Origin of the sequence: Paenibacillus rhizosphaerae, from assembly GCF_014192015.1 — a bacterium.
GTDB lineage: Bacteria > Bacillota > Bacilli > Paenibacillales > Paenibacillaceae > Paenibacillus_AQ > Paenibacillus_AQ rhizosphaerae.
Genome location: NZ_JACHXJ010000002.1, coordinates 1,241,843 through 1,261,479 on the forward strand (window position 1 = coordinate 1,241,843; position 19,637 = coordinate 1,261,479).

At 52.3% G+C, this 19,637-nt stretch carries 15 protein-coding genes; 14 read left to right on the forward strand and 1 reads right to left on the reverse strand.

Translation table 11 applies throughout. The features are described from left to right. Window positions 1–11 precede the first annotated feature (11 nt). The 9 genes from FHS19_RS14270 to FHS19_RS14310 all read left to right on the forward strand — a co-directional run bounded on the left by FHS19_RS14270 (window position 12) and on the right by FHS19_RS14310 (window position 11,802). On the forward strand, window positions 12–875 hold the full coding sequence (locus FHS19_RS14270; protein WP_183582440.1) for a pentapeptide repeat-containing protein: 864 nt from the start codon (window positions 12–14) through the stop codon (window positions 873–875). 164 nt (window positions 876–1,039) lie between these two features. Continuing rightward, the gene (locus FHS19_RS14275) at window positions 1,040–2,284 is read left to right on the forward strand and encodes a serine hydrolase domain-containing protein (RefSeq protein ID WP_183582441.1); all 1,245 of its coding nucleotides are present in this window, start codon (window positions 1,040–1,042) and stop codon (window positions 2,282–2,284) included. A 319-nt stretch (window positions 2,285–2,603) separates the two neighbouring features. Next, a complete protein-coding gene (locus tag FHS19_RS14280; protein ID WP_183582967.1) occupies window positions 2,604–3,092 on the forward strand; it encodes an NUDIX hydrolase in 489 nt (162 codons plus the stop codon). Between the two features lie 242 nt (window positions 3,093–3,334). After that, window positions 3,335–4,318, forward strand: a complete 984-nt coding sequence (locus tag FHS19_RS14285; RefSeq protein WP_183582442.1) for an ABC transporter permease — start codon at window positions 3,335–3,337, stop codon at window positions 4,316–4,318. Between the two features lie 15 nt (window positions 4,319–4,333). After that, window positions 4,334–5,221, forward strand: a complete 888-nt coding sequence (locus FHS19_RS14290; RefSeq protein WP_183582443.1) for a carbohydrate ABC transporter permease — start codon at window positions 4,334–4,336, stop codon at window positions 5,219–5,221. A 62-nt stretch (window positions 5,222–5,283) separates the two neighbouring features. Then, window positions 5,284–6,849: an extracellular solute-binding protein gene (locus FHS19_RS14295; protein WP_183582444.1), complete on the forward strand. Its 1,566-nt coding sequence runs from the start codon at window positions 5,284–5,286 to the stop codon at window positions 6,847–6,849. A gap of 111 nt (window positions 6,850–6,960) precedes the next feature. Beyond that, complete coding sequence (locus FHS19_RS14300; protein WP_221223983.1) at window positions 6,961–8,715, forward strand: sensor histidine kinase; 1,755 nt, start codon at window positions 6,961–6,963, stop codon at window positions 8,713–8,715. Next, window positions 8,693–9,472, forward strand: a complete 780-nt coding sequence (locus FHS19_RS14305; protein ID WP_183582446.1) for a response regulator transcription factor — start codon at window positions 8,693–8,695, stop codon at window positions 9,470–9,472. The genes FHS19_RS14300 and FHS19_RS14305 overlap by 23 nt, the downstream gene beginning before the upstream one ends. A gap of 56 nt (window positions 9,473–9,528) precedes the next feature. Next, window positions 9,529–11,802 (forward strand): glycoside hydrolase family 95 protein, encoded by a 2,274-nt coding sequence (locus FHS19_RS14310; protein ID WP_183582447.1) that lies wholly within the window; start codon window positions 9,529–9,531, stop codon window positions 11,800–11,802. Between the two features lie 44 nt (window positions 11,803–11,846). Here the strand turns inward: FHS19_RS14310 and FHS19_RS14315 are convergent, their stop codons facing one another. Then, window positions 11,847–12,710 carry an AraC family transcriptional regulator gene (locus tag FHS19_RS14315; RefSeq protein WP_183582968.1) on the reverse strand — a complete coding sequence of 288 codons (864 nt, stop codon included), beginning with the start codon at window positions 12,708–12,710 and terminating at the stop codon, window positions 11,847–11,849. Window positions 12,711–12,940: 230 nt separating this feature from the next. Here FHS19_RS14315 and FHS19_RS14320 point away from each other — a divergent pair, with 230 nt between their 5' ends. The 5 genes from FHS19_RS14320 (at window position 12,941) to FHS19_RS14340 (ending at window position 19,367) form a co-directional block, all read left to right on the forward strand. Continuing rightward, window positions 12,941–13,816, forward strand: a complete 876-nt coding sequence (locus tag FHS19_RS14320; RefSeq protein WP_183582448.1) for a fumarylacetoacetate hydrolase family protein — start codon at window positions 12,941–12,943, stop codon at window positions 13,814–13,816. 21 nt (window positions 13,817–13,837) lie between these two features. Beyond that, complete coding sequence (gene gucD / locus FHS19_RS14325) at window positions 13,838–15,301, forward strand: alpha-ketoglutaric semialdehyde dehydrogenase GucD (RefSeq protein ID WP_183582449.1); 1,464 nt, start codon at window positions 13,838–13,840, stop codon at window positions 15,299–15,301. A 16-nt stretch (window positions 15,302–15,317) separates the two neighbouring features. Beyond that, the gene (locus FHS19_RS14330) at window positions 15,318–17,294 is read left to right on the forward strand and encodes a YjhG/YagF family D-xylonate dehydratase (RefSeq protein WP_183582450.1); all 1,977 of its coding nucleotides are present in this window, start codon (window positions 15,318–15,320) and stop codon (window positions 17,292–17,294) included. Between the two features lie 295 nt (window positions 17,295–17,589). Further along, window positions 17,590–18,816, forward strand: a complete 1,227-nt coding sequence (locus FHS19_RS14335) for a copper amine oxidase N-terminal domain-containing protein (protein WP_183582451.1) — start codon at window positions 17,590–17,592, stop codon at window positions 18,814–18,816. A 113-nt stretch (window positions 18,817–18,929) separates the two neighbouring features. Continuing rightward, the gene (locus tag FHS19_RS14340) at window positions 18,930–19,367 is read left to right on the forward strand and encodes an Rrf2 family transcriptional regulator (protein ID WP_183582452.1); all 438 of its coding nucleotides are present in this window, start codon (window positions 18,930–18,932) and stop codon (window positions 19,365–19,367) included. Window positions 19,368–19,637: the final 270 nt, after the last annotated feature.

The window sequence follows — 19,637 nt, forward strand, 5'->3', positions numbered from 1 at the left end:
GAGTCGATGGGATGAATGAGAAATTGACGAACTATCTGAACGGGGTTTTTGCGCCTTACGACGGGGTGAAGAGTGTAAGCGACTTAAAGGCGGACCTGCACTCCGATCTGCAGGAACGGTTCCGTGAGCTGAAAGCCGAGGGCAAGGACGATGAAACGGCTTTTGAGATGACCATCGACAGCATCGGCGACATTGAGCAAACCGTACTGGAGGTGGCAAACCTCTCCCGTTCGCTGGAGCGGCAGGTGCTGACCAACCTCAGCGCGAGCAACTTGACAGAGAGCGACTTTGCGGGTGTTACAGCCCATAAGGGAACATTTACAGCGAGTGCATTGCGGGGATCCGACTTCACGAATGCGGACTTGACCGGCAGCTCATTTAAGAGCAGTGACATGAAGGATGCCCGTTTCGACGGGGCAAACCTGACCGACTGCGATCTGACCACCCTGGACCTGGCGAATGCAAGCTTTAACCAATCCATTCTTGTACGAACCAACTTCAGTAAGTCGTGGCTGGCCGGAGCCAAATTTACAGGCGTTCACCTGACCGACGTTAAAATGACGATGACTGCTCTCACAAAAACCGTCTTTGAGAATTGTGTTTTCGACGGAGTGGACTTCACATCTTCCGATCTGACAGGGCAGCGTTTTGACGGTCAAATCTTCATTGGTGTCAAGTTCGACAGAGCGGGGTTGAAAGAAGTTTCGTTCAAGGGCGCGACGCTCAAAAATGTGTCCTTCCAAGGGTCCGTGTTGTCCAAGAAATATTACCGTGCCATAAAAACCATCTGCTTTGACGGCGCAACGATGGATAAGTTAACCTTTGCCGCACTCAAGGGCATGGAAGCCGATTTGTCAAAGGTTACAGTTATCTAGTACATATCTCGATTTGGATACCCGGAACAGGAGGTGAGCCATCTTTTATTTGCCAATATTTCGTCTCGTTGATGCATCGAATATACCTTTTTGACAAAGGGCTTTAAAGCATGATGACTTGAGAGAATCATAGGGCTAATAAAAAGTAAAGAGAGGTAATCCAAATGGAACAGATTATTACGGGAAAAAGCAGCAGAGGCTTCTCCGAAACAGGGCTGCAGAGAATTCGCGACGTACTGGCACGGCATGTTGAATCGGGGAAGATTCCCGGGCTCGTCGCCCTGGTCAGCCGGCACGGTGAAACGCATGTCGAAGCGATCGGCACGATGCGCCATGACGGAGGTGCGCCGATGCGCCGGGATACGATCTTCCGGATGGCGTCCACTTCCAAGCCGGTCACGATGGCTGCGGCCATGCTCCTGCTTGATGAGTGTAGGCTGCGGCTTGACGAAGTGGTCGATCCTTGGCTGCCCGAACTCGCCGACCGGCGGGTGCTGAAGAGAGCCGACGGCCCGCTGGACGATACCGTGCCGGCGCGGCGTCCGATCACCGTACGGGACCTGTTGACCTCCACGTTCGGGCTCGGCATGGATATGACGTCGCTGGGCACGCCGATTATGAACGCGATTTTCGAGCAGGGGCTTACACCCGATCTGCCGGAGCCGATGCCCGAGCCGGATGAGTGGATGCGCCGCCTTGGTACGCTTCCTCTGATGCACCAGCCCGGGGAGCGTTGGCAGTACCACATCAGCAACGATCTGCTCGGCGTACTCGTGGCCAGGGTTACGGGCCAGTCGTTTGAGACCTTCCTGCGCGAACGCATCTTCGTTCCCCTTGGCATGAAAGACACCGGCTTCCATGTGCCCGCCGACAAGATCGACCGCCTGCCGCCCCTTTACGCCCCCAATCCGCAGACTGGTGAGTTCATCGTGTGGGACGAAGCCGAAGGGGGACGCTACAGCCAGCCTCCGGCATTCCAAGGCGGTGGAGGCGGACTTTGCTCCACTGTTGATGACTACCACGCGTACTTTCAGATGCTGCTGAATCAGGGGATGCACGGGAACAAACGGATTCTGTCCCGGCCCGCCGTCCAGCTGATGACCACCAACCGCCTCACGCCCGAGCAGCTAACCGCCCGGAACGCCATGGCCACCAACAACGTCCACGTGTCATTTGGTCAAGGGCAGCACGGCGGCTGGGGCTTCGGGATGGCGGTGCGCACCTACCGTGGCGACTACGCGCCCATCGGCCAGTTCGGCTGGGACGGCGGAAGCGGCACCGCGACCTACGGCGACCCACACAACCAGCTCACGGGTATTCTTCTCACCCAGGTCGGGATGTCTACCCCGGATTCAGCGCGGCTAATCCACGACTTCTGGACCACGGTCTATCAGGCCATCGAAGACTGACATCTGGTAACATAAGCCTCGATGTATCACCTCAAGAAAGGGCACAGAGCCTTTCAGAAAACTCACCATTAACATGAAGTTCTGGGAATCAATCAGCAAATTGAATCATGAGACAGGTTAAGAAGGCGGCCGTCATTATGATCGGCTGTCTTATTTGCACGAACGTATCACGCTTAAAAGCCGCATAATTGCGGCTATTTGTGTTTTTACGATATATGATACTAGACAAGCCCGAGGATCAGAACAAATGCTAAAAGCAGGAAAGTACATGCTGCAAGAGGAATACATAGACAAATCATCCGATTTAGGAGGTCATGAAATGGCGTTCCCGACACATATCGTATCGGCAGGCGGAATTGTAGAAGATGGAAAGGGAAATATCCTATTAGTAAAAGCCCATGACGATGGTTGGGTATATCCTGGTGGGATCACTGAGGTTGGAGAAAACCTGGTGGATGGAGTGATCCGTGAAATCAAAGAGGAAAGCGGTATAGACGCCACGGTTGGCCATTTAATAAGTGTTGTTTCAAATACAGCGATCCATAAGTGGTATGACGGTGAAACCGATGTTCCGACGAAGGTCATGTTTGACTTCGTGTGTACGGCTGTAGGGGGAGAGTTATCGACTTCTGAGGAGACGAGCGAATGCAGGTGGGTACCAAAAGAGAATGTTCTGGATTTGATTACCTTACCCGGAATCCGGAAGCGCTATGAAGCCTATTTGAATTTTAACGGCTCAGTGAATTATATGGAGTACATCACTGCTACAACGTCTGAGTGCAAGGTCAAGCTGCAAAGGAATATTTAGTGGTTTTAACCGCGGCACTCTGCGGTCAGCTGCTATATGGGAGTCACCCGCCTGGGGAACCAGGTCATAGAAATACGCGAGCAGTTCCGGGCATCTCCCGGAACTGTTTTTTGCATTTTGTGAGACGATTAAAGGATAAGCAATGGAGACTGATTATTAAAAAATGACAACGCTTTCTTAAGAATGTTGGCTTACGAGCAGAAGGGGCAAGAGGATAGACTAACAATAAAGGAGGAGCGCATATGGATTTGGATGCACAGTTTACGAGGACCTCGGAGCATGCTGGCCAGCAGCACCAATTATGGAAGCGGTTCAAAAAGCAAAAGGTACTGCATGTATTTGTAGGGCTGGGAATGATCTTTCTGCTGATTTTCTCGTACACGCCGATGTTCGGTATTCTTATGGCGTTTAAAGACTACAGTATTTCAACTGGCATCAAGGGGATCTTTACCAGCGAGTGGGTCGGTTTGAAATATTTCGATGAATTCATCCATGATTATCAGTTTGCCACGATTGTTCGCAACACGCTTGTTTTGAGCTTACTGAAGGTCATCTTCGCTTTTCCCGCTCCGATTCTGCTTGCAATCCTGTTGAACGAAGTGAAAACCATGGCGTTCAAACGATTCGTGCAGACGATCAGCTACTTGCCGCATTTTATTTCCTGGGTTGTTGTCGTCGGAGTATCCTATGCCTTCCTGTCCGCGGATGTTGGCATGGTAAACAGGGCCCTGGTCGAAGCAGGTTTGATTGACAAACCGCTCAACATTTTGACGAGTCCCAACTATTTCTGGGGACTTGCTGTCGGCAGTGCGATCTGGAAGGAAATGGGCTGGTGGACGATTATCTTCTTGGCGGCCATAACGGGAATTAATCCTTCGCTTTATGAAGCCGCTGAGATGGACGGTGCCGGCAGGCTGGCGCGGATCCGTTATATCACGCTTCCAGGCATAAGGGGAACGGTCGTCGTTGTGCTGGTTCTGACGATCGGCAGTATTCTCGGCGGCGGTCTGGTCGGCTCAAACTTCGAGCAGGCATACTTATTCGGCAACAGCATCAACAATCCGACATCGGAGATTGTCCAGACTTACGCATTCAAAGTTGGTCTGAGTGACGGGCGTTTTTCCTATGCGGCGGCGATCGATCTCATTCAGTCCGTCATTTCGGTAGTTTTGATTTTTTCCAGTAACTTCATCGCCAAGCGGGTGTCAGGATCAAGCTTATTCTAAAAAGGAGGGTTGGTGGTGCTTAAGAGCCAAAGACAGAAGGATGTTGTTTTTGACAGCTTTATTTACATCGTGCTGTTTATTATGATGCTCGTCATGCTGTATCCGTTCTACTATGTATTCATCGCCTCGTTCAACAAAGGCTCCGATACGCTCCTGGGTGGCGTATATTTGTGGCCCCGGAACATTACTCTGGAAAATTACAACATTTTTCTGGAAGATCCCAAGTGGTATCGAGCTTTTTTGGTTACGGTTGCCCGGACAATATCGGGCACGGCGTTGGGGCTGCTGCTGACAAGCCTGGTCGCGTATGCCCTCTCGCACCGTGATTTGTTGTTCAGCAAAACGTATTTTACGATCATTATTTTCGCGATGTATTTCTCCGGTGGATTGATACCCTATTATGTCGTGCTGCGCTCGATCGGATTGCTTAATTCATTTGCCGTTTACATCGTGCCGTCCATGCTCAACACGTTTTTTCTGCTCATTGCCATCTCGTTTTTCCGCGAAATCCCTGGTGAGCTGAAGGAATCGGCGCACATAGACGGTGCTGGCGAACTCAAGATCTTTTTTCGAATTATACTGCCGGTTTCAACGCCGGTACTCGCCACGATGGCATTATTCATGGGCGTCGGCCAATGGAATTCGTGGCTGGATTCGGCTTATTTCGTGCAATCCGAAAACTTGCGAACGCTTACTTTCCGGATGATGGAAGTGATCAACAAGAGCAACTCGCCTATGGATTCCATTGCCGTTGCAAACAGCGCCTCGGCCTCGGCCGGAGTGACGAGCTTCTCGCTGCAGGTGACTGCGATGGTCATTTCCATCGTGCCGATCATATGCGTATACCCATTTTTACAAAAATATTTTGTGCATGGGATTATGCTAGGCTCTGTCAAAGGATAAAAGTTGTTTCTATATTTAATCGCTTACATTAAAATACGAATATATCATTTGGAGGGGTTAACTTGAATACAACCAAGAGCTACAAACTGCTCGTTGCGGCACTATCGGTGGTGCTTGCGTTTACGCTGCTCTCCGCCTGCGGCGGCAACGGTAACGGCGGGGATTCGGCCGCGAAGCAGGACGGTAATTCGTCGGCTTCATCTGGCGGCGTGAAGGAATTGTCGCTGTTTATCGATGCGCCATGGTATCCGGTTAAGGAATGGAAAGGCCCGGTAGCCGAGAAAATTACCGAAAAGACAGGTGTCAAGCTGAACGTCACTGTCGCAACCGACGATAAGCAGCTGCCGCTGATGATCGCTTCAGGAGATTTGCCGGACCTCGTCTTCACGTATGCTAACATCGATCGGCTGTCGGACTCGAAGCTGTCCTATCCCTGGAATGAGCTGATCGAGAAATATGCCCCGGATTTCAAAATCGATAAAACGAGAATTGCGATCCATACGATGGACGACGGCAACTTCTATACAGTGCGGAATTCCTTTGCGACGCAGGAGGAAATGGCTCAAAACAAGTATTCGATTGGCAGCGACGGCCATCCCGGACTTGCCGTTCGGGAAGATATTCTGAAGGAGCTTGGCAATCCGCCGATCCAATCGCTGGACGATTTCGTTAAGGTTCTAGGCATGGTCAAACAGAAGCACCCGGAGATGGTTCCGCTGGTCCTGGATAAGGAATGGATTGAGCAGTACTTTATGCAGCAGTTCGGCACGGAAGCTCTCATCGACGGCTGGTATGAACGAGACGGCAAAGTCGATTATGCGATCAGACAGCCGAAGATGCTGGAGTATTTCAAGTTTATGAACAGCTTATATCGCAATGGATACATCCTCGCCGAAAATTTTGCTTTTGCCAATGACCAGATTGACGATCAATACGTGACAAGCGGCAAAGCCTTTGCTCACGGTTACACCGTTTCCGCGGCGGAAGCGGACAACAATAAAATCAAGAGTACCGGGGGCGCCTTTACGCTGAAAATGCTTCCGAGCGCATTGTCGAAGGATGCCAAAGCCGTGAGTACGGGCCTGGGATTTGCCGGTACATTCATCACGAAGAAAAATAAGGATCCGGAAGCATCCATCAAGTTTATTCAGTACCTGGCAAGCGACGAAGGCAAAAAACTGACCATGTTTGGTGTCGAAGGCGAACATTGGACATGGAATGAAGCGGGTTATCCAAATCTGAAATACGATCCATCCGATGCCGATTTCGTGAACAGCAATGGAATAAAATGGTGGTACCTGTACAATGATGGGGTCACCGAAGGCATGCTGTCCTATGTTCCGGGAACGCAGAAGACACAGGCTTTAATGGAGACGAAGGCCATCACAACCTACAAGCCGGCGATCGGTCTTATTCAAACGCAGCCGGATTCCAAAGAAAAGACGCTCAAGACAAAGATCGACGAGATGATTAAAAATGAGAAGGTGAAAATTTATTTGGCGAAATCCGAGGAAGAAGCGGTTGCGAATTACGAAAATATGGTGAAGACCGCCGAGAATATGGGCTTGCAGGAACTCGTCGATTGGGCAAACAAGACCTATCAGAAGAAAAAAGGTTTATTCGAGTAATCGGCTGTCATCAAACCGGTAGGGACGTAAAATCTCTACCGGATTTTGCTTGCTCATGGTACGGTTAGTAGAAATCAATCGGCAGCGGGGGGATTCATTACCGTGAGTATCATGCGCAAAATCATTATCGGATATATCTTCCTTGTCTTTATCCCGGTCGTTGTGTTTGGATATTACTACTACGTACAAATTTACGGTAATCTGACCCAACAATTTGTAGAAAGCCGGCAAAAGATACTGGAGCAAGCCAAAGCAAATATGAAGGCGGACCTGACCCGAATCGAATCCATCCATCGCTTGCTTCAATATAACCCATATGTTACGGACTATCTGGGCGGAATTTATGGATCCGACTCGGAAAGCATCTATGCTTACAACCGTTATATCAGTCCGATCATTACACAGTCGCTGTTTGCCAATCCGGAAATCGAGTCGCTTCGAATCTATAAAACCAAGGAACAAGCGCTCCGTATCACCGACCGGTTTCTCGATATATCGTCCCTTGATCAACGGGGCAAGGAGATCGCAGGTTCCTTGAAACCCGGTCAAGGAGAATGGATTGTTCAAGGTCCGGGAGCGCAGGAGCCGCGGCTCGTTTTTTATCAGAACATTTACAACCCGGAGTTTACCGAGATCGTCGGCCTTCTTGAGCTGCGTATCGGCAGTGGTTTTATGCAGAAATTTTACAAGGCCATTGGCATAGAAGGAGACTGGAAAGCGATCCTGATACCGTTTGGGGCGGCGTCAGCTGACGGCGCGGCTGCCGGAATGGATGAGGAGACGCTGAAACTGCTCAGCGCAAGCAACGCGAAGCCTTATTTTATTAATCGGAAAACGATCGTGAATCAGCTCTCCTTTGAGGAGCTTGGGGTCCGGGTCGTCGTTATCGGCAAGGTAGACGTCGTGTTTCACACGATCAAACGCAAGGAGATTATTCTGATTTCAACCGTTATTGTATTTTTGGCGGCACTGTCGCTAGCGTATTATGTACTTGCATCCACGATCACCAAGCGCATTCTCCGCCTGGCTAGACACATGCGTAATCTGGACGACAACAATTTGAGACCGTACATCAGCAAGCACGATAGTCCGAACCGCCAGGATGAGATCGGGTTTCTGATCATGACTTACAATTCGATGATTCAGCGGATGGACGAATTGATCAACAATGTCCACCGGGCTGAGCTGCGAAATAAAGAAGCGGCCTATAAAGTGCTTCAAGCTCAAATCAAACCGCATTTTCTGTATAACACGCTTGAAACTATCAGAATGCTGGCCGAGTCAAATAACGATAAGGAGGTAGCCGATATTTCCTTTTGGTTCGGGAGGCTGATGCGTTACAGCTTATCTTCCAAAGAAGACCATACGGTTCTCGCCAAGGAAATCGAGACGGTCATCTTCTATCTTAATATACACAAGATGCGGCTCCGAAATAGGCTGAGCTACGAGATTGACATCGACGTTGATGCGGATCAGATCGCATGTCCCCGTTTTATACTTCAGCCCTTGATCGAGAACAGCATCATCCATGGGGCTGCAGCAACGCTTCGACCCGTCCACATCAAGCTTCATGCGTCGGAGACCGCCGACGAAATTCGGATCTGCATTTCGGACAGTGGTATAGGTATTCCGGAAGCCAAGCTGTCCAAGCTCCGTTCCATACTCATGGAAGCGGATGATAACCATCCCGGTAAAGAGAACGAGGGAGGCGGGGTTGGCCTGATTAACGTCAGCGAGCGGGTCAAATCCTTTTTTGGCGGTGCTTCACGACTGATTCTTGATAGTGAGCAAAGCCTAGGAACATGTCTCACGATCATCATAACGAAAGGGGCGGCGGTCAACGTTGAAACTATTGATTGTAGATGATGAGCCGATTATTCTTGAGGGATTAGTCAAGGTCATCAAGGACGCGGCTCCGCTCGGTACGGAGGTGCGCGAGGCTGGGGACGCTTTTGAGGCACTTGAAGTCATGACGGGTTTTATGCCGGATGTTACGGTTACGGATCTTCATATGCCGGAAAAAAGCGGGTTCGAGTTGATGGAGGAGGCCAAGGGAAGCGGATTGTGCGACCGGTTTATTATCCTGACGGGCTATGACGAATTTGAATACGTAAGAAGAGCACTTCGCAGCGGCGTGGTGGATTATTTGCTTAAACCGCTTGACAAAGACGAAATTTCCAAGCTGCTTATGCTTATCAACGAAGAGCTGCCTGCCGAAGCCGATTCGGAGTGTGAACGGCATACGAAACGCATTCTGGCTTATACGCAAACGCATTTTATGAACGATCTATCATTGGATCACCTTGCCGATTTAATGAATCTTCATCCGAATTACATCAGCAGCCTGTTCAAGAAGGTGACAGGAGACACGTTTGTGAATTATTTGAACGCATTTCGGATCAAGGAAGCGCAGAAGTTGCTGAGGACGCATCGGCATCTTTCCGTAAGCGAGATCGGGCGGCGGGCCGGGTATGAGAATAAACATTATTTCACCAAAGTCTTCAAAAAGTACACGGGGATTACACCAGGTGCTTACCGTGAAATAGACGATATGCAAAATATAAAGGTGGATTCTAAGAAAAGTTACCAAACCGGAGAAAACTCACGGTCATTATATCGTTGATGGAGCTGGATTGAACACACCATTTTTTCGCCTCTATGGCGGATTGGAGGAGAAGCATGACGAATACGACTCGCACTGCTGCCGCGGAACAGAAGCAGCGATTATGGTATCTCAAACCTGCCACTGAGTGGAACGAGGCTCTGCCGATTGGGAACGGCCGGCTGGGCGCAATGATCTTTGGCGGAATATCTGAGGAAAAGCTGCAGCTCAATGAAGATTCCGTATGGTATGGCGGTCCGCGCGATCGCAACAACGAAGATGCTCTGCCACATCTACCGGAAATCCGCAAGCTGATTATGGAGGGACGGCTGAAGGAGGCGGAGGTACTAGCGGGGATGACGATGGCCGGGCTGCCCGAATCGCAGCGGCACTACCTGCCGCTCGGCGATCTTCTGATTTCGTTCGATCGCCATGACATAGCCGAGGATTATGAGCGGGAACTGGATTTGGAGCGCGGCGTATCACGGATCAGTTACCGGATTGGCGAGATCCGATATACCCGTGAGCTGTTTGCCAGTTACCCGGATCAGGCGATCATCATGCGGATTTCGGCTGACAAACCGGGGGCGGTATCTTTGAAGGCAAGGTTTAACCGCCGGAACTGGAGATACATGGAGAAGACAGCAAAATGGGAGCATCAGGGACTTGTGATGCGAGGGGAATGCGGCGGCAAAGGAGGCAGCTCGTTTTGCGCCATCGTGAAGGCGCTTCCAGAGGGCGGAGTATGCAAGACTATAGGCGAATATCTTTTGGTCGAAAATGCGGATGCGGTAACGCTGCTGCTTACCGCGGGTACGACCTTCCGGCATCCTGATCCTGAGCTTTACGGCAAACGTCTGCTGGAGGAATTGGGCCAGGCTTCCTACACTGAATTGCTGGTCCGGCATATTAAAGATTACACCGGACTGTTCGGGCGGGTTACCCTAAGTCTGCCGGAAAGCCCGGAAAAAAACACGCTGCCGACCGATGACAGGCTGAAACGGTTCCGGGAGGGCGAAGAGGATAACGGGCTGATCGAAACCTATTTTCAATTCGGCCGATACTTGCTTATTTCCTCCAGCCGGCCGGGTTCCTTGCCCGCGAACCTTCAGGGGATCTGGAACGATAGCTTTACTCCACCATGGGACAGTAAATTCACGATCAATATTAACGCGCAGATGAACTACTGGCTGGCGGAAAACTGCAATCTGTCCGAATGCCATGAGCCATTATTCGATTTGATCGAAAGGATGCGTGAGCCCGGGCGGGTCACGGCCAGCGTCATGTATGGCTGCCAAGGATTCACGGCGCATCACAATACGGATATTTGGGCGGATACGGCACCGCAGGACACTTATCTTCCGGCTTCATTCTGGCCGCTCGGCGCCGCCTGGCTGTGCCTGCATTTGTGGGAGCATTACCGTTTCAGCCAGGACCGTTATTTTCTCGCGCATGCCTATGAAACGATGAAAGAAGCGGCAGTGTTTCTGCTCGATTATTTAATCGAGGATAACGAAGGAGGTCTGGTGACTTGTCCTTCCGTTTCCCCCGAGAACAGCTACAGGCTGCCCAATGGCGAAACAGGGGTTCTCTGTGCCGGGGCTACGATGGATTTTCAGATTATCGAAGCGCTGTTTAAGGCCTGCATCCGCAGTGGAGAAATCATCGAGAGGGATGAGGCGTTCCGCGAGGAGCTCGCTGCTGCCTTGAATCGGCTGCCCAAACCGCAAATCGGCAAATATGGGCAACTCCAGGAGTGGATGGAGGATTACGAGGAAGTGGAGCCGGGGCACCGCCACATCTCCCATCTGTTTGCGCTTTATCCGGGCGAAGGTATTAACGTGGATTCCACGCCGGAGCTGGCCGCAGCGGCTCGAACGACATTGGAGCGCAGGCTGGCTAACGGCGGCGGACACACCGGCTGGAGCCGGGCGTGGATCATCAACTTCTGGGCTCGGCTGTTGGATGCCGACAAGGCTTACGACAACGTAAGGGCGATGCTCCAACATTCCACGCTGCCTAACCTTTTTGACAATCATCCGCCGTTCCAAATCGACGGTAATTTCGGCGGCACGGCGGGCATAGCCGAGATGCTGCTGCAAAGCCACGACGGTTTGATCCGGCTGCTGCCCGCTTTGCCTAACAGCTGGAGCGAGGGGGAAGTCAGAGGGCTGAGGGCCCGAGGCGGCTTCACTCTGGATTTCGCCTGGACGAAGGGCCAGGTTACTGAAGCGGTCGTCATCTGCGCTGCCTCCGGTCCATGCCGTATAGAAGCCCCTGGACTTGACCCCGTTTCGTTTGAGGGGGAAGCCGGCCGCTCCTACACGTTCACCAAGAAAAGGGATGAGTGATCATCTAATAACTTCATTGCACGTGATACGCATACTTAATGAGCCTACTGATCCGTCTCATAAGCTAATGACTGTTGCTGGACTCGGTTTCTGTACTCGCTGGGCGCTATCCCCGTCCAGCGCTTGAACTGGCGGCTGAAATGCGAATTGGTTTTGTACCCAAGGATCATAGCGATATGGTCGATCCCCAGGTCGGTCTGCAGCAGCAGACGCTGGGCTTCATTCAGCAGCGTTTCGGACATAAACTTGCGCGGAGCTTTCCCGTATATCTGCTTAAAGATCCGGTTCACTTGCGAGGGACTCATATGGATCGACTTGGCAATGTCCTGAATCCAGGTTCGTTCGGTTTCCCGAATCTCTCCATGAAGGAGAATGTATTTTACGGATTCTTCGATTTGCTCGGCGATTTGCTGGGCAATCGATTCTTTTTTGGATTGGGTGACGGTTGCAGTTTCAGACAGTTGGCCAACCAGCGTTCCGAGCAGCTCGAATACAGCCGCATGGACCTTCATCTGTTTGGAGGTTGGGAGCGGGCTGCGCAAATGTTCTGCCGCAAGACGATACAGCGTCGATAGAGACGGGGAGAGTCCTTGGACCAACGGTGAGTCTGCCGGATAATAAAATTCCTTGCAGCGGTTGAGCTCCTTGCAAAAGGATGTATCGTCCACGCTGAAGTGAACGGAAAAGTAGGTGAAACCCTGGGATCCGGCACGGGTGCAGGAATGCGTCATGCCAGGATGGATGAACAGCAGGTCACCCCGGGACTGCCGGTATTCTCGCCCATTGATCACCATGTCCATTTCACCCTCCACTACCCAGTGGATTTCGTACATGGGATGTTCGTGGGAAGGATAGGTCCAGCGGGAATCAACTTTTCGCGCATGCAGGCCCAGCAGTTGAAAAGACATGCGGACATCGGGAAGACGGCCAAAATAAACTCCTGGAAGTTCGGTCACGGGGATACCCTCCTCAGTATGGTACAATCTATCAATTTGTTACGATTATAGCTTGATCCTTCTGGAAAAGAAATGCGTGAAAAGGGTAAATCGAAGTGAAGATTAGCGCATCGTCAAGGGTCATAGGCGATGATATGGTAGTATTATCAACCCGAATAGGGAGGAAATGGGGGCAATATTGAATGAGAATTATTCGTTATTTGGACGGACGGCAGACGAGACTCGCGGCGGTGACGGATGACGACAGGGCTTATCCATTGCCTCACTCTGATTTTATGTCGTTGATTGATGAGGCCAGGGCGAAGGGCGTCTCCCCGATCCGGATTGTTGAAAGCGCTGTTACACCGCAAAATGAGCTGACTGCCGCATGGCCGTCACTGCAGCTGCTTACTCCAGTAGATGCTCCGGAGATCTGGGCAGCCGGCGTCACCTATCAGCGCAGCCGGGAGGCGAGGAATTATGAAGCAACTGGCGGAAGGCTGGATGCGGAGACGTTCTACGACAAGGTCTATGATGCCGTGAGACCTGAAATTTTTATGAAATCTACAGCAGCACGCACGGTCGGACCGAATCAGGATGTAACGCTGCGCAGCGATTCTGTATGGCAAATCCCCGAGCCGGAGCTGGGCTTGGTGCTTGCCGGCGATGGGACCATCGTGGGATACACGGCTGGCAATGACATGAGCTGCCGTGATATCGAGGGGGAGAACCCGCTTTATCTGCCGCAGGCAAAAATATGGCGGAAGTCCTGCTCGATCGGGCCGGCGATCCGGCTGGCGGATACTGTGGAGGACCCCTATGATTTCCAAATCGTCTGCCAGATTTACCGCGCTGGACTCGTTGTTGTGGAAAGTGAGGCCAGCACAAGTCAATTAAACCGCAAGCTGGATGAGCTGGTCAGCTTCCTGGCAGCGGACAACGATTTGTTTGACGGCACCGTTCTGTTGACGGGCACAGCTATTGTGCCGCCTGCGGACTTCACGCTTGCCCCCGGCGACCGCATCGAAATTTCGATTAGCGGGATTGGGACGTTGGTGAACCACGTCATATCAAACTAGGTATTTGGGGAGGAGATTGTAATGGCATTTCAAGGAGAACAAGTTTATCGCAATTTCATCAATGGAGAATGGACGGCTGCTTCCTCCGGAGAAACGGAACCCAGCATCAATCCCGCCAATCGCCATGAAGTGGTCGGGTATGTACCGGTTTCCATGGCAGAGGATGTAAACCGTGCCGTCGCAGCAGCCAAAGCAGCTCGCCAGGCTTGGCGCAGCCTGCCCGGATCGGAACGCGGCAATATCCTGTTTCGTGCGGCCGGCGTATTGGAACGGCGGGCAGAGGAAGTCGCTGAGGCGATGACAAGGGAAATGGGCAAGACGCTGGCGGAAGCCAAGGGGGAGACAATGCGCGGGGTTGCCATCTTGCGGTACTACGCCGGTGAGGGAATGCGCAAGGCGGGTGACGTGATTCCTTCGACGGACAGCGAGGCGCTGATGTTCACGACCCGGGTGCCGCTGGGGGTTGTCGGTGTGATTGCCCCTTGGAATTTTCCGGTGGCCATCCCCCTCTGGAAGACCGCACCGGCTCTGATATACGGCAACACGGTCGTGTTGAAACCGGCCCAGGAAACGGCGGTGACGGCAGCCAAGTTGGCCGAATGCTTCGAGGAGGCGGGGATTCCGGCCGGTGTCTTCAATCTTGTATGCGGCAGCGGTTCGGTGGCCGGTTCGGCGCTTGTAGAGCATCCCGACGTTGGCGGGATCACTTTCACGGGCTCAAACGAAGTCGGCAAGCGCGTCGGCGCGGCGGCACTGGCTCGGGGAGCCAAGTACCAGCTCGAGATGGGCGGCAAAAACCCGATTATTGTCGCCGCGGATGCCAATTTGGATTTGGCGGTCGAAGCGACGATCAGCGGCGGCTTGAAATCCACTGGCCAAAAATGTACGGCGACCAGCCGGGTTATCGTTGTGCGCGAAGTGTATGAAGCCTTTAAAGCGAAGCTGCTGTCCCAAATCGAGGGCATTCGGCTTGGTGACGGCATGTTGCCCGAGACCTGGATGGGGCCCTGCGCTAATGAAAGGCAGCTTGAAACTGTGCTGCACTACATCCAAAAAGGGCTGGATGAAGGAGCCATATTGCTGACCGGAGGGGCAAGGGCGAGCGGCCCGGCACTTGAGGACGGGTTCTATGTCCAGCCGACCGTATTTGACGGGGTGACTCCTCAAATGTCCATTGCCAGGGAGGAAATTTTCGGTCCGGTGCTTGCTCTGATTGCCGTGGACAGCCTTGAAGAAGCGATAGCGACGGCCAACGATAGCGATTATGGATTGAGTGCCTCCATCTATACGCAAAATATAGGCGCCATGCTGTCCTTTATTCAGGACATGGATGCCGGGCTGGTCCGAGTGAATGCGGAAACAGCGGGCGTTGAGCTGCAGGCCCCGTTCGGCGGGATGAAAATGTCGAGCTCGCACTCCAGAGAACAGGGGCAGGCGGCCATCGAATTTTTCACTTCCATCAAAACGGTTTTCGTGAAGCCATAATCTTGGGGAGGGTGCCATGCACAATTCGATCAAGTCGATCATGGGGAAGGATGACCTGGCAAGCGGCGACATTACAACGCATGCCCCCGGGGTGCAGGGAAGGCTGCCATTAACAGATGATCTGCTGAGAAATGCCCCAAGCGGAGACCTGTTTGGCATGTCCCAAAACGTCGGGATGGGCTGGAAGCCGGGAGAACTGAACGGAAAGCAGTTTCTGATTCTAAGCACGCAGGGAGGGATTCGCCAAGAGGACGGCAGTCCCGTAGCCCTGGGATATCACACAGGACACTGGGAGGTTGGCTTGCTGATGAAGGCTGCGGCGGAGGAAATTTCCGGCCGCGGTGGTATCCCGTTCGCCGGCTACGTGAGCGACCCATGCGACGGCAGGTCACAGGGAACGTCGGGGATGTTCGATTCGCTCCCCTACCGGAACGACGCAGCCCTCGTGTTTCGCCGGCTTATCCGCTCGTTGCCTACGCGAAAAGGTGTTATTGGCGTTGCCACCTGTGACAAGGGGCTGCCTGCGATGATGCTGGCGCTTGCGGGCATGCCGCAGCTTCCGGGAATTATCGTTCCTGGAGGGGTAACGCTTCCGCCGACTGAAGGGGAGGATGCCGGCAAAATTCAAACGATCGGCGCCAGGTACTCGAGCGGCGAAATCACGCTGGAAGCAGCGGCGGAGCTTGGTTGCCGGGCCTGCGCGACGCCTGGTGGGGGATGCCAGTTTCTCGGTACGGCGGCAACGGCCCAAGTTGTCGCCGAGGCGCTTGGCATGACGGTTCCTCATGCCGCGCTCTCGCCTTCGGGCCAGCCCATCTGGGAGGAAATGGCTCGTCAATCCTCCCGTGCGCTGATGGCGATGGAGTCTCAAGGACTGCGGATGGGTGACATCCTCACAGATGCGGCGGTACGAAATGCCATGGTCGTTCATGCTGCGTTCGGAGGCTCGACCAATCTGCTGCTCCACATCCCCGCGATCGCCCACGCTGCTGGATTACAGGTGCCGGCGGTGCAGGATTGGATCCAAGTCAACCGGGATGTACCGCGCATCGTCAGCGTACTACCGAACGGCCCGGTTTTTCACCCGACCATTCGGGTATTTCTGGCCGGAGGCGTGCCTGAAGTGATGCTGCACCTCAGACGTCTCGGTGTGTTAGATGAATCGGTGCTTACGGTAACGGGCTCCTCACTGGGAGAAGTTCTTGATTGGTGGGAATCGTCGGAGCGTCGTCATCGGCTGCGCAAGCAGCTTAAGGAAAAGGACGGAATCGATCCGGACAGTGTCATTATGAGCCCGGACCAATCGAGGCTCCTTGGCATCACTTCCACCGTCACGTTTCCAACCGGGAATATCGCTCCGGAAGGCTCTGTGATCAAATCCACATCGATTGACCCTTCCGTCCTGAATGAGGATGGCATATATCATCATAAAGGTAGGGCCAAGGTGTTTACAACCGAACGCGACGCGATCCGTGCGATTAAGAACGGGGGTATTCAGGCAGGTGATATCATGGTTCTCATTGGCAGGGGACCGTCTGGAACGGGCATGGAGGAGACGTATCAGCTCACGTCCGCGCTTAAGCACCTGTCCTTCGGTAAATATGTGTCGCTTATCACCGATGCCCGTTTTTCCGGCGTTTCAACCGGTGCCTGCATCGGTCATGTCGGCCCTGAAGCGCTGGCAGGCGGACCGATCGGCAAGCTCAAGGACGGCGATTTGATTGAAATTGTCGTTGACCGTAACCGACTGGAAGGGCGGGTTGATTTTATCGGAGAAGGGGACCAGGAGGTAACGCCGGATGAAGGGGCCCGATTATTGGCCCAGAGGCCATTCCACCCAGGAATGCGTCCCGATGATGACCTCCCGGACGACACGAAGCTATGGGCTGCTCTGCAGGCCGTCAGTGGAGGGACATGGAAAGGCAATGTTTACGATGTAGATCGGATTGTCACCGCCATCGAAGCCGGAAAAAAAGCGCTTGGTTGGAACTAAAACCTAGGAAACCGGATCTGATTTTTTTAAAAGGAATTTATCGGATCATTCAAATCATTAGAAGGGCCGCTGATTATTTCGGTGGTCCTTTTGTGACGTAAAGAACGCTTGTGAAAAATGTACAGAAAATAGGGGTGCCGAGAAGATACATCCAACAGAGCGATTCCTATTGGTTAAGCGTAATTTTCCTGCTGAGCTTGTTACCAATTATTACATACCGTATAATTTCAGTGTGCGGCTATGCGTGCAAGCACAGCGAGGTAAGAACAAATTAATTAGGATAAGGAAGTCACTCATGAGAAAATGGCTAGTGTGCACATTAGCGATCATGCTAAGTTTAAGTGCATTTACCCCCGCGACCTACGCTTCTGAAGTACGTGTATCCGTGGATGGGCGTGAAATTCAATTCCCAGATGGACACCCCTACGTCGATCAAAAATCCAACCTTACGATGGTTCCGCTTGCTTTTGTATCCGACAAGCTCGGAGCAACAACGAAATGGAACGGGAGTTTAAAACAAATCACGATTACGCTTAACCGTGACATCATTATTTTGGTGATTGGTCATCATTATGCGCTGGTCAATGGACAAAGAGTGGACTTTGCCGGGTCAGCGGTGCTTAAAAATGGCCGCACGATGGTTCCACTGCGCTTTATTAGTGAAGCCTTGCACTCCATCGTGGATTGGCAGCCTACGCTTAATCTGGTGAGCATCATGTCTTCAGTGGCCCGTGTTCCGAAAGGAACCTGGATATGGGACAGTAACATCCTGAAGCAGGATCAAGATCATATTATAAACTTCGCAAAAGTAAAAGGAGTAACATCCATTTACCTTCAAGTGGATCGGGATATAGATCCAGCCACATATGAGGCCTTTATTCGAAAAACGAAGAGCGAAGGAATTCAAGTGGAGGCGCTGGAGGGTCGTCCCCAATGGGCCAAAAAATCTGCGCAGGAGGATATTCAACAATTTATCGCGTGGGTTAAAGCCTTTAATTCCTCAGTTGGCCCGGAAGCAAGCTTTACGGGATTGCATTTCGATATTGAACCTTATGGACTAAGCGAATGGACCACGGACAATAAGACGATTATGGAAAGCTGGATGGACAATTTGAGACTGATCGAAAAAGAAACCAAAGGAAGCGGCTTAAACATTGCGATCGACGTCCCGTATTGGCTGAACACGATTAAAGTACCTGGGAAGGATTACAGCATGAGCGCATGGATGCTGGAGAAGTTCGATTCCCTTGTCATCATGAATTATCGGAATCATGCGTCGGGCGGCAATGGCATTGTTGAAAATGCGCAGGCTATGCTGAGAGAAGCCACCACGCTGAACAAGAAGATAGTTATTGCTGTCGAAACGGTCAAAAGCAATGAGGGGCCACGAGTCTCATTCTATTCCATGAGCAGCGATGCAATGGATAAAGAGCTGCAGTCCGCCCATAATCAATTAGCTCATTATGCAAGCTATGCCGGCTTCGCCATCCACGATTTCAATAATTGGCAGGTCATGAAGTAGGAAGCCAATCCATTACAATAGACATCCAATTGCTGCTGGATCGAGGAAAGGGAGCCGTTGACGGGGTGCTTTCAATGAAACTATAATGGTTTTATTGAAAGGGGATGCCGAATATGGCTATCGTAAGCCGCTACACCGTTGCGCTTCATATTTTGACTTGGCTGGCGTATTGGTCGGAGAAGGACGAATTTTTCCCTTCCGACCGCATTGCGAACAGCGTGGGAACGAGCCCGGTTTTTCTGAGACGGATTCTCGGTCAGCTCGCGAAAGCGGGCCTGGTTCTGGTGCAGCACGGAGGGACTGGAGCCGGATGGAAGCTGGCACGCCTTCCGGAGGAGATCAGCCTGCTGGACGTATACGAAGCCGTTGTGCAGACACCCCTCTTCGAGCTGCATCACAGCCAGCCGAACCCGAGCTGTATTATTGGCCAAGGCATTCAGCCTGCTCTGCAATCGGTTTACGAGGACAGCGAGGAAACGTTGAAGCGCCGGCTGGCACAGGAATCGATCAGTGATCTGGTCGCCTCCTCGCTGGAGCAGGGGAAGCGGTGATAAACCGCAACGCAGGCATCTGTGGAGAGTCGCTCGACGGAGGCGGCCAGATGAACGGCCTACCGAAACAACGGCTGGCTCCGAGGTTCCAGCCGCCGGAAACCCGGGTGAGAAATCCGGCAGGCCGTTTGATTAGGCGCTCCGCTTCTCTTTTTGGCGTTCAATGTAACTAATGTAGTTTCAATGAGGGGGTGGTGGTAGCTTGTCCGATGTATGTGCGAATCGGCTGATGGAGGATTCATCACGGCGTTCAATGTAACCAATTCGGTT